General features: G+C 35.2%; 12 protein-coding genes and 1 pseudogene. 3 read left to right on the top strand and 10 right to left on the bottom strand.

Going from position 1 to position 10,065, the window contains the following annotated elements; genetic code table 11:
* Window positions 1–137: 137 nt before the first annotated feature.
* On the bottom strand, window positions 138–1,004 hold the full coding sequence (locus Q0296_RS00445; RefSeq protein WP_298035628.1) for a D-amino acid aminotransferase: 867 nt from the start codon (window positions 1,002–1,004) through the stop codon (window positions 138–140).
* A 104-nt stretch (window positions 1,005–1,108) separates the two neighbouring features.
* On the opposite strand from Q0296_RS00445, the gene Q0296_RS00440 reads away from it, so the two are divergent.
* A complete protein-coding gene (locus Q0296_RS00440; RefSeq protein ID WP_298035627.1) occupies window positions 1,109–1,615 on the top strand; it encodes a hypothetical protein in 507 nt (168 codons plus the stop codon).
* Here Q0296_RS00440 and Q0296_RS00435 read toward each other — a convergent pair.
* From Q0296_RS00435 to Q0296_RS00415, 5 genes are all read right to left on the bottom strand, one after another.
* On the bottom strand, window positions 1,594–2,808 hold the full coding sequence (locus tag Q0296_RS00435) for an FUSC family protein (RefSeq protein WP_298035626.1): 1,215 nt from the start codon (window positions 2,806–2,808) through the stop codon (window positions 1,594–1,596). The two genes, Q0296_RS00440 and Q0296_RS00435, sit on opposite strands and share 22 nt — an antisense overlap.
* 225 nt (window positions 2,809–3,033) lie before the next feature.
* A complete protein-coding gene (locus tag Q0296_RS00430) occupies window positions 3,034–4,005 on the bottom strand; it encodes a phage tail protein (RefSeq protein ID WP_298035625.1) in 972 nt (323 codons plus the stop codon).
* Entirely contained in the window at window positions 3,999–4,190 is a 192-nt protein-coding gene (locus Q0296_RS00425; RefSeq protein ID WP_298035624.1) for a tail protein X, read from the bottom strand. The genes Q0296_RS00430 and Q0296_RS00425 overlap by 7 nt, the downstream gene beginning before the upstream one ends.
* Entirely contained in the window at window positions 4,183–4,557 is a 375-nt protein-coding gene (locus Q0296_RS00420) for a phage tail protein (protein ID WP_298035623.1), read from the bottom strand. The genes Q0296_RS00425 and Q0296_RS00420 overlap by 8 nt, the downstream gene beginning before the upstream one ends.
* 1 nt (window position 4,558) lies before the next feature.
* The gene (locus Q0296_RS00415; protein ID WP_298035622.1) at window positions 4,559–6,787 is read right to left on the bottom strand and encodes a phage tail tape measure protein; all 2,229 of its coding nucleotides are present in this window, start codon (window positions 6,785–6,787) and stop codon (window positions 4,559–4,561) included.
* Between the two features lie 47 nt (window positions 6,788–6,834).
* Here Q0296_RS00415 and Q0296_RS00410 point away from each other — a divergent pair, with 47 nt between their 5' ends.
* Entirely contained in the window at window positions 6,835–7,002 is a 168-nt protein-coding gene (locus tag Q0296_RS00410; RefSeq protein WP_298035621.1) for a hypothetical protein, read from the top strand.
* A gap of 117 nt (window positions 7,003–7,119) precedes the next feature.
* On the opposite strand, the gene Q0296_RS00405 is transcribed toward Q0296_RS00410, so the two are convergent.
* Window positions 7,120–7,251 carry a hypothetical protein gene (locus Q0296_RS00405; RefSeq protein ID WP_298035620.1) on the bottom strand — a complete coding sequence of 44 codons (132 nt, stop codon included), beginning with the start codon at window positions 7,249–7,251 and terminating at the stop codon, window positions 7,120–7,122.
* Between the two features lie 113 nt (window positions 7,252–7,364).
* On the opposite strand from Q0296_RS00405, the pseudogene Q0296_RS00400 reads away from it, so the two are divergent.
* Window positions 7,365–7,688: pseudogene (locus Q0296_RS00400) on the top strand (hypothetical protein); the annotation flags it as partial.
* Window positions 7,689–7,693: 5 nt separating this feature from the next.
* Here Q0296_RS00400 and Q0296_RS00395 read toward each other — a convergent pair.
* The 3 genes from Q0296_RS00395 to Q0296_RS00390 form a co-directional block, all read right to left on the bottom strand.
* Window positions 7,694–9,379, bottom strand: coding sequence for a DUF2326 domain-containing protein (locus tag Q0296_RS00395; protein WP_298035618.1), 1,686 nt, complete (start codon window positions 9,377–9,379; stop codon window positions 7,694–7,696).
* Window positions 9,348–9,575 carry an ABC-three component system middle component 6 gene (locus Q0296_RS11505; protein WP_366939710.1) on the bottom strand — a complete coding sequence of 76 codons (228 nt, stop codon included), beginning with the start codon at window positions 9,573–9,575 and terminating at the stop codon, window positions 9,348–9,350. Before Q0296_RS11505 ends, Q0296_RS00395 begins: the two co-directional genes overlap by 32 nt.
* Window positions 9,565–10,065, bottom strand: a 501-nt coding sequence (locus Q0296_RS00390) for a hypothetical protein (RefSeq protein WP_298035617.1), incomplete at its 5' end; no start/stop codon positions are given. The genes Q0296_RS00390 and Q0296_RS11505, both read right to left, overlap by 11 nt.

Here is a 10,065-nt window from a genome sequence, read left to right as displayed (position 1 = left end):
AAAAACCTCTGGGCAGACGAAAAGCAGATGATATTTTTTTGAAATTTCATCCAAAATGCCACTACCCAAAAGGTTATTTTCGCCGTTAAATTTGCAGTTTATGCCAGCCAGACAAGCGCTTATTAAGACCTTTTCTCTCAAAGTCCAGCTTCTTTTAAAAGCTCGCTAGCATAAATTTCACGAAGTTTGCTTGAAATTTCGCCCACTTTTGCGCCGTTTATCGCCTTGCCGTCAGCATAGATGACTGGCAAAAGGATGAGCGTAGCAGCCGAGATAAAGACTTCGTCAGCACTATAAACCTCGTCCATGCTAAATTTACGCTCCTCTATCTTTAGGCCGATATCTTTAGCTATCCTTAAAAGTCTCATGCGGCGAATGCCTGGCAAAATTTCATTTGAAAGTGGCTTTGTGATGAGAGTTTTATCTTTGATGATAAAAGCGCTCGAGCTACAGCCCTCTGTAACAAAGCCGTTTTCGACCATAAAGCCCTCGTCCGCGCCCTTTTTGTGAGCCTCATTTTTAGCGTAGCACTGAGCTAGAAGTGAGATCGACTTTATGTCGCGCCTTTTCCACCTGATGTCCTCGACGCTTACCACTTTTATGCCAGTTTTTGCGGCTGGGTTGTTTAAAATTTCACTCTCATAGCAAAAGATAAAGATGCTTGGGGTTAAATTTTCCATAAAATAGAAATTTCTAAACGCCACGCCCCTTGTTACTTGCATGTAAATTCCGCCCTCTTTTAAGGCGTTTTTGGCGATCATCTCATTTAATATCGCTTCAAATTTATCTTTTTCGTAAGGCAGGCTTATATCTATCTCGTTTAAGCTTCTCTCAAACCTCGCCCAAAAGCCCTCTTTATCGACCATTTTTGAGTTTATCACAGGCACCACTTCATAAATTCCATCGCCAAATATAAATCCTCTATCAAATGCACTAACTTTTGCCTCATCTTTTGGCAAAAACTCGCCATTTAAAAAGACCGTTTCTAAAGCTTTATCTGCCATTTTTAGCTCCTTAAATTTTAGGCAAATTGTATCTAATTTTGTTTGAATTTATAGATTTTTAGATACAATGAGCTGAAATTTTTAAGGTAAAAAGTCTATAAAAAATGAAAGAAAATCTAAGAAACACTATCATTAAAAATATTTTTTTCGTCTCAAAACAGCCAGTTTTATTTAGAGATTTACTTGAAGCAAATGCCCTTTTTAACGAAGGTATGCTAGTTGATGGCGCAAAGCTAAATTTTAGATTTAACCACGTGAAGCTCTATCAAATTTACGCACTTATCTGCTTTGTTGTCTTATTTCCGCTTCTCATCATCACGCACCACTTTTTAGCAAAGGCCAACGCGCACATCTCGATAATCGCAACAACCATCGTCACTTCAGCTGTTTTTATCGGATTTGATATGTTTAAGGTTTGGGCAAGAAGAGAGATAAGCTTGGATCTTATAAAAAAGGCTTGGAGCGTGCATTTTCCATATTTTGGATATGAAAAGTATTCAAGTAAGGTTGAAGAAATTTACAACACCGCTCTTAAAAATGACGTTTCAAAAAAAGATTTAGAACAATATATATATGAAAAGCTTATCTCTCAAAAAGAGAGCGCTGAGTAAATTTCATTTTGTTTCAAAGCAACTCGTAAAATTAGCTTTTTAACGTTTTCGTCTTTGCAAAGCAGCTTAACACCAACCTCTTCTATGAAGTAGTATGGTAGCTTTTTCAGCTTCTTTTCAAGCATCAAAAACCTATCTGAAATGATTTTTACATCATTTTGCAAGGCGTTTTTCTCTTTTAACTCGTCTAAATTTAGATAATTTTTAAGCTTAACCAGATCGCTATTTATATCATCAAGCTTGCTAGCTATAAATTTTGCATTTTTCATATTATCATCGTCTAAATTTTTACTAACTTTTATAGCGTAGTTTAGCTCATTTATCGAGCATAAAACCCTTTTTTCATCCGTGCTAAAAGCATCTTTGTTTGACTCATTTAGAGAAATTTGCACTAAATTTCTAAAACCTATCAAGACATCACTTAAGCTATCTTTTACCTTAGTATAGTCATTTTTCCTAGTTAACAAATATGCGGCAAAAACTATCACAAAGCCAGCCGCCACGTCGAGCAGTCTATCTACCATAAGGGCTAAAAAGTCTCTTTTTATAAGCGAAAAAATAGCTGTAAATTCAAACATAAAGGCCGTTGCAAAGACGATTTGTTTATAGGCTTTAAGGTAATAAACCAAAAACATACCGATAAAGACAACCACGTAAAATGCGTATGATTCACCCATAAATTTAACAAAAACAAGCGCGATAAAAAAGCCGATAACCCCGCCAAGAAGGCTATCTCTGCCTGCATTTTTTAAAGCATCTTCGTCGCTTTTGTTTAGGCTCATCACTGCTATGGCGATCCAAATTCCATGATTTATATGAAAAGCTTGCGCTATAAAAATGGCTAGCGACATGCAAATGGCAAGCCTTAAAGACTCTTTTAATACTTCATTTTTTAAATTTATCTTTTTAAACGCCTCTTTTAGCGTGATCTTTTTTGTGTTATTAAACGAGAGCTTATCCTCGCCGCCCTCTTTTATAAGTAAAAATTTATCATATAGCACGCCAAGCGAGCTTGCAAAAATTTTAAAATTTGAGTTTTTGGCTAAATTTAGCGCTTCAAATTTTAGTTTTGGAGTTTGATTTTTGAAAATTTTTTTAAGCTCAAAAAGGTTGTAAGCGATCTCATTTTTTACCTCATTTAAAAGCGCTTTGTCATCGATCCTTTCAAACGAAGCCCCTAATGTTCGAAGCAAAAGAGCGATCTCTTCAACTTTATAAAAATAAAATAGCGCCTTGGCTTGATTTCTAACTAGCTTAACATCTTTTATCTATCCGCGCGCATTTAAAATGAGAGTATTTTACATTTAAAATGAGAGCGGGATAAGGATAAAATTTGCTTCACTATCATTTTAAATGTAAAAAATATATTTTTAAATAGCTTTTTACAACCTTTTAAAACATATTAAATAACTAAAATTTTACCCCTCAAACTCTATGTCTATTTCATACCCACTCGTGCTAAGCTTATGGCTTACTTCTTTTATACTAAACTCATTTGCTTCTAGCCCAGCAACTCCACCAAATTTAAGCTTGCCGCCTGCTACGATATTTTTCCCTTCGCAGCTACATCTACCATTTATTCCGCCGCGTTGTAACTCGTTAAGTTTAGCTTCTGCTTGTTTAAAGGCCTCATTATCACTCTTTGGCTGAGCTATCTGCATCTTATATACTTGTTCCCCACTTCCCACCTTAATGCTTTTTACCTTACCAGCTTCGATGTCTTGCCACTCTACTATTACGGCTGTATAAGAGTTTCTATTAGCTTCAGTGATCTCTAGCGAGTAAAGATCAGTTAAATTTAGTGTAAAAGTGGGCAAATTCTCGTTTTTTGAAGTATTTGAGGTTTGGCTAGCATCGCCCTTAGCATCTTTGGCTGTTATGATGATGTTATCATTTTTAACAGCCATTAAAAAGCCAAATTTGACGCATAGATCATATAAAAACTCTATGTCACTTACATTATCCTGGATAACAGAAGCTATGTTTTGGTCGCTACCGCTTGTTTTTAAAGATAGTGCATTGGCACTAGCTATCTTTTTAGCTATACCAAAAAGCGTTGTATTTTCCCAGCTCACACGTCTTTTCTCTTTTGCAGGGCTTGAAAAATTTACAGCAGTTGCTCTAACCTCTGTTGTGTTTGCTTTGTAGTCTGCGCTAGTTGTTTGCACGCTAAAAGAGCCACAAAGATAAAGATCATCTCCATATCCGAGCCATAGTTTTAAGCTATCTCCAAATACTGGCTTTGCATATATGCCAAATAGGGTAAAGCTGATTTCATCACTTTCATTGCCCTCTTTATCGGTAAAACTTAGACTTATTAGGTTTTGTCTGATGATGTTTGTTATGTCTTTGCCGCTAGCTTCTAGCTTGAAAGCTGGTTTTCTCACCATAGTTTTGCCTGCTCTTTCGCTACTTCTTTTATATCAGGCAAAAACACCCTATCGCCTGCGTGAAGTGTTGTGCTAAGCTTTGGGTTTATAGTTAGAATTTGCTCAAAAAACCTTAGATGTCCGTAGTGGTTGTAGGTGATAGTATCAAGCCTATCGCCGTCTTTAGCTATGTAAATTTTATCCATCATAATCCCTTTTTAGCTCCAAACTAAAACTTTGTGTAAAAAATGCTCCATTTGGAGTGAAAATCGCTTGTTTTTCACTGATTTTTACTATAACGAAACGACCAAAATACTTACCATTTCCATTTGTAAGTGGCAAGCTTTGACGTAAGGCAGCTAAGGCATAAAGTGGCTTTAATGTGCCTTGTTTATCACCGTGATATGGCAGTGTTTGACCCTCTATATTAAGAGTGCTGCTTCCTAAATTTGCACTAAATAAGGCTGGGTAGTTTTGTATCCGCTCTTGTTCGCTTATACCAAAGTCTGTTTGAGTATCAATACTATTAGTTTGCTCCCATCTAAATTTAAACCCACCAAGATTTAGTACCATATTATCCCCTTACATCCGTATTTTTACGGTTAAACTCATCACGTCTTAGTGCGTCTTTAACGCCTTTTACTATTTGAGCCTTAAAGCTCTCTAGGTCAAATTTGCCATTGTCTGAGTTAAGTAAAAAATCACCATTAAAGCTAATGTTGATAGCACCGCCACCTGTACTAGCTGCCACTAGAGCTGGAGCCTCTTTTGCATGAGTATCACTATCTGAGCCAAAAATAGAGTTAAAAAAGCCACCACTATCATCTTTTGGTTTTAGCTCACTACTTACTTGCTCATCACTTCCAAAGCCAAAGAATTCTTTTGTCTTATTCCAAGCACTACTTAGCCCCTTAATGGCCTCACCGACCATGTCATTTATCCAGCCAAATTTCTCAGCTATCCAGTCAAAAAAGCCACCAAAGAGCTCATCCCATATTTTGATAACTGGCTCAAAAATAGCGCTTAAAAAATCGCTCACTCCTTGCCAAAGATCGCTAAAAAACTTTGTCGTGCTCTCCCAATATGGCTTTACACTCTCCCATATTTCAAGAAAAAATGCCTTTACCTCGTCCCAATTTTCTATAAGATAGGCTGCTGCCATGCCAAGAGCTACTACTATGGCACCAATGCCTGTGCTAATAAGAGCAAATTTCATAGTTCTTATAGCTAGAGTTACCGCCATTAATCCGCTACGCATAACACCACACGCTACACCAAAGGCCTTCGAGGCAGCACTATAAGCAGTAGTGATAGCTAGAGTTGCTCTTAACCTTGCGCCAACTAGCCAAATGCTAAATGCATGGGCTTTGGTAGCTAGTGTGGCACTTGATATACTCACAGCATGAGCCGACCATCTGAGTTTTGCTATTAAGAGCATAGGATTTAAAAATTTTACTACCCTTATAACGCCCAAAAATCCATCTGCTACGCCTAAAAGTGCTATCTTGCTAAGAAGCAACACTGGTTTAAAGATCATAAAGCCAGCTACTGCGCTAACAACTATGGCACTTAGTCTTGGAAATTTTTCATTTAGCGAGCTTAACACTCCAGCTACCTTACTTAAGATAGAAGCTAATAAATTTGTAAGTGGCAAAAAGGTTTCTCCAAGGCTTGACCCTAGATTTCTCCATGCTTGTGTAACTCTTTCGATACCACTTTTTGTAGTGTTTAGCTTCGTTTGTAGCTCACGCTGCATAGATCCTGTGGCTTCATCCGAGTGTGCCATTTTGATATTTGCTTTAAGGGCATCGATATTTGTTACAAGCCCTGCTATCTCATCGTTAAAATTTCCACCAACTAGATCATAAAGTAGTCCTGCTTGTTTATTTTTATCGGCTCTAGAGATCGCTTCTAAAAACGTAGTTATAGCTCCAGTGGCATCTTTTTGTAGGGCTGTTTTTAGATATGTTGCATCCATGCCAATACTTGCTAGTGCTTCTTGAAATTTTTTGCCTTTTTTATCAGCCATTGAGAGTGTGGAGTAAAGAGCATTTAAGCTGGTGCCTACAACCGAGCTAGCTTTGCCAGTGCTTAGCATTGTAGCACTTATGGCACTAGCACTTTTACTATCTAGACCTATTAAGCTGGCATTTGCAGCTGTTAGCGAAGTAGCCTCAAATATATCAGAAGCATTTGCATTAGTAACCTTATTGTCGAGCAAGTTTACACTATCAAAAAAGCTATTAAGCTCCTTTATATCGTTCATCTTAAAGCCAACTTTCATGTTATTGGCCGCCTTTGATAAGGCTTCAGAGCTCATTTCAAATGCAACTGAACCGGTTGCAAGCATCTTTGTATAGGTTACTAGCTCCTCACCGGCTAAATTTATCTTACCACCGCCAGCTGCAATGTCAGCTATATTACTAAAGCTCTCTCCAAGCTGTGAGCTTAGCCCTCTCATCTCATTTTTTAGCTTAGCTAGGTTTTCATCGCTATCATCAACATACTTTTTTACATTCGCAAAAGCAGCCTCATCATCAATGGCAAGTTTTATTGGCACTCCTATGGCCACCGAGTTTGTAAGATTGCTAAAATTTGTCGTAAGCTCGCCTAAAAGTGCTTTTTGGCTCTCTCTTATTTGGCTAGATAGATTTGATAACCTAGTGTTGTCTAAAGATGTTATGGCTTTTTTTGCTTCTGCTATCTTACCTTTTAAACCATCAAACCCTTTTTTTAGCTCTGATATTTTACTTAGCCCTTTTACTGCTAGACCAATACTAATACCAACTTGTGCGTTATCCATATCTTTCCTTTAAAATACGATATAATCCCTTTTAAAAAGGATTTAAAATGGCTTTAATCATTCCTATTTTTATCGTTTTATTCTTCTTCGTTTCACCAAGTGGCTTTTTTGGAACGTTTATTGCCTTAGCTTTTGGCTTAGGGATACTTGGCAGCCTTATTGGCACCGCTGGTTTAGCATTAGGTAAAACCAAAGAAGTTATAACTCGCTCTTAGCCTTTAAGATCTTTACTGAAATTTCTAAAAACTCACTAAAATCACTCAAACTAAGATTTATTATCTCGCTATATCCATAGCCTAAAACATGAGCTATGAGGGCGATATTTTCGTTATTTACTCCGCCCTTACATCTAAAAAATCATTTAACACCTTTTGTAAAGACATAAATTCTTTAAACTCCAAATTTTCAACTTCATCTTGTGTCTTATTACAAAGTGCAGCTATCATATAGATAGTCTTTGCCATATCGCTACCACCATTTTCATCCGCTATCTACTTTTAGTATGTGTATTTGTTGATTTTTATTCCATATATTATAGTCGAGTTAGTGATCGTTCAACCCTCACAAGCGTGATCAATTCGGTCTAAATTTAACAGAAACTATGCATACTAAATTTAAAAGCAGGGTAAATGGAGTATATTTTACAGCCGGCACAAAGGAACAAATGGCTATAAATTTAAAGAAACTCTTTGAAGATAAAAAGATAAGCATACCAAACGATCCACTTTTAATCAGTGATCTTCACGCCATAAAACGCACAGCAGGGACAAGAAGCTTTAAGTATGATGCTAAAAGAAACGAGTATGGTCACGCAGATAGGTTTTGGGCATTAGCCTTAGCTTGCCGCAAGGTAGAGGCTGTTGTAAAAAGAAAAGGCGGTGGAGCGGTGATATTAAAATAAATTCTCTAATTGAATTTTTGACCAAATAGCCAAGTATTCTGATCTTCACTAATCTGAAGTATTACTTTTGACTCTATAAATTTTTTATCTTCATCGCTCAGTATCCCCGTATCATCATTTAATATCTCATTAAATGAAGTATCTCCTATATTTACGAAATACTGCAAATTGCCGCTCTTAACTTTATCTAATATAATTTTAAAGATGGTGGCTTTTTGTCTTTTGTCCATTTCTGAGAACAGTTCGCCATCATGTGCTAAAAAACCTAAGATATGAGGATTTAATGTATAAAGTAATACGTCATAGCAAAAGGTCTTAACATTTCCGATAGATAAAGAACCGTCTTTGGGAATTTCCACATCTATATTAAACAAATTTTTTGCATTTTGAGTCATTGTGATTTTAAGAGAGCCTCCGTTGTTGTTGTAAAATTTTTTAACTATATCTCTAAATTTGTTTTCTATAGCATCAAACTTAATCCTGTTATCCTCTATATATTTAATTGTATCTTTTTTGATCTCTGCTATTTTATAGTCGATATTGGCTTTGTCTTTTTGAAAATTTTCCAACGTTACGCTATAAATTTCTAAATCTTTTTTTTCTTTCTCTAGCGTCAATATTCTATCTTTCAATACATCTCGCTCTTCTAATGCCCCGCTATTTTTTAGGTCTTTTAAAAGCTGGTCTCTTTGATCCCCTATTATATCCCTATTGCGTTCTAGTTCATTTAGTCTTTGACGTATTTCATCTATTTCTGCTGAGATTCTATTTTTTCTACTTTTTGCTAATTGATTATGAAAGTTTTGAGCCTCATTAAGTCTTTTTAACACTTTATCCTCAAAAAATACTTTAGCCTCGTCATAGATATTTTTTATCTCTTCTAAGTCTATACTTATATTTTCAGAAGTGAGTAAATTCGCCTCTTTTATTGCCACATTTCTTTGTAATCTATATATCTCGTTTCTAATATTATTTAGATCTTCAGTCAAAGAGTTTGCTCGCTCTTTTAATTCATTATAGTTTTTAGCCACAACAAAAAGGTTTAAATTTTCTTGCGTGCTTCGTATCTCATCCTCTATATCTTTAATATTTTTCTTTGGTACTTGTTTCTCATATTTTTCTAGCTCTTTTTTGGCTATTTTTAGACTATTTAATGTCTCCTTTAGTTTATGGTTTTCCTCTTGTAACCTTATATCTACACCCAATAAAAACAAGTTAACAAGCCTTTGTCCGTAGTCGTTGGGTTCTATATTTTGTTGTCTTAACGTATCATAATGCCCGCTCCTTCTAGCAAAGCAGTTAAACACTTGTCTAAAAGAAATTTTATCAGAGTTGATTGTATTGCTAAAAATTTTATTTAGCTCATTTGCATAACCTGTTTTATTATAGCTTTTGTCGTTAACAATCCATTCATTCTCTTTAAAATTTTTTTCTACTACATAACCTTTATTGTCATGAACAAAACTAAGCTTAAAATTTCCATAGTCTTTTAAAAAATCTTGCATTTTTTGAGAAATGCCTGCATTTAGCATATAGTGAAGCATCTCTAGTGATAGGCTTTTGCCTATACCGTTTATTGTGTCTTTTTGATCCTGATTTAATTGTTTGCCTACTACTATATTAAGATCCTTATTAAATTTTAAAGCTTTAAATTTTGGGTTATCGCAAATTAAGCTCAATAAAGTCATCATCGCTCCTTATTTTGCCGATTATAAATAAAAAATCTAGACACAAAAGCATTTTTTCAATACTAATCTCTTTATAGTATATTTCATTTAGTTTTTTAATTAAGTCGTCTGTATTAATACTACCATTCTTTAAAATTTTAAGTATATACGCCGATATGCTAATTACAGAATCAGCCGGTTTAACTATTTTAGTCGGCATTATCATTTTTTGCACCTATATCGCAAATTTCAAAGAAATAACTAATGATTATCCAAGCTATGTTTGCTTCATTAAAATCTTTTACGTCAAAGTAGCTTGTAATTTCATTATATAGCTCGACAAATATTTTATTAAGGTCTAAAGAGTTATAAAAATCATAATGCAGCTCATCAACGCTTTTCGTTTTTATGTCGCCAATGTTAGCGTTTATCTCTTTGATATGTTTTAATAATATCTCCCTATATATTTCATGCACTATAAAGTCCTGCAAATCAGACATTGTCGTATCGTCATTAAGCTTTTCTATGCTATCTCTATAATCCAACCCGCGCTTAATTTCAATGCTTATTCTTTCATTTAGATTATTTATCTCTAGTTTTTTATCGACTTCCTTTGTGTTGTTAAAATCATCTAAAAAATTAATATCTCTTTTTCTATATTGTCTTAAAATATGCTTGATTACTAAATTTAAAACCACCTCTGTTGTATA

Origin of the sequence: uncultured Campylobacter sp. (assembly GCF_937890585.1) — a bacterium.
Classification (GTDB): Bacteria; Campylobacterota; Campylobacteria; order Campylobacterales; family Campylobacteraceae; genus Campylobacter_A.
This window is presented reverse-complemented; position numbering and strand designations above follow the sequence as displayed.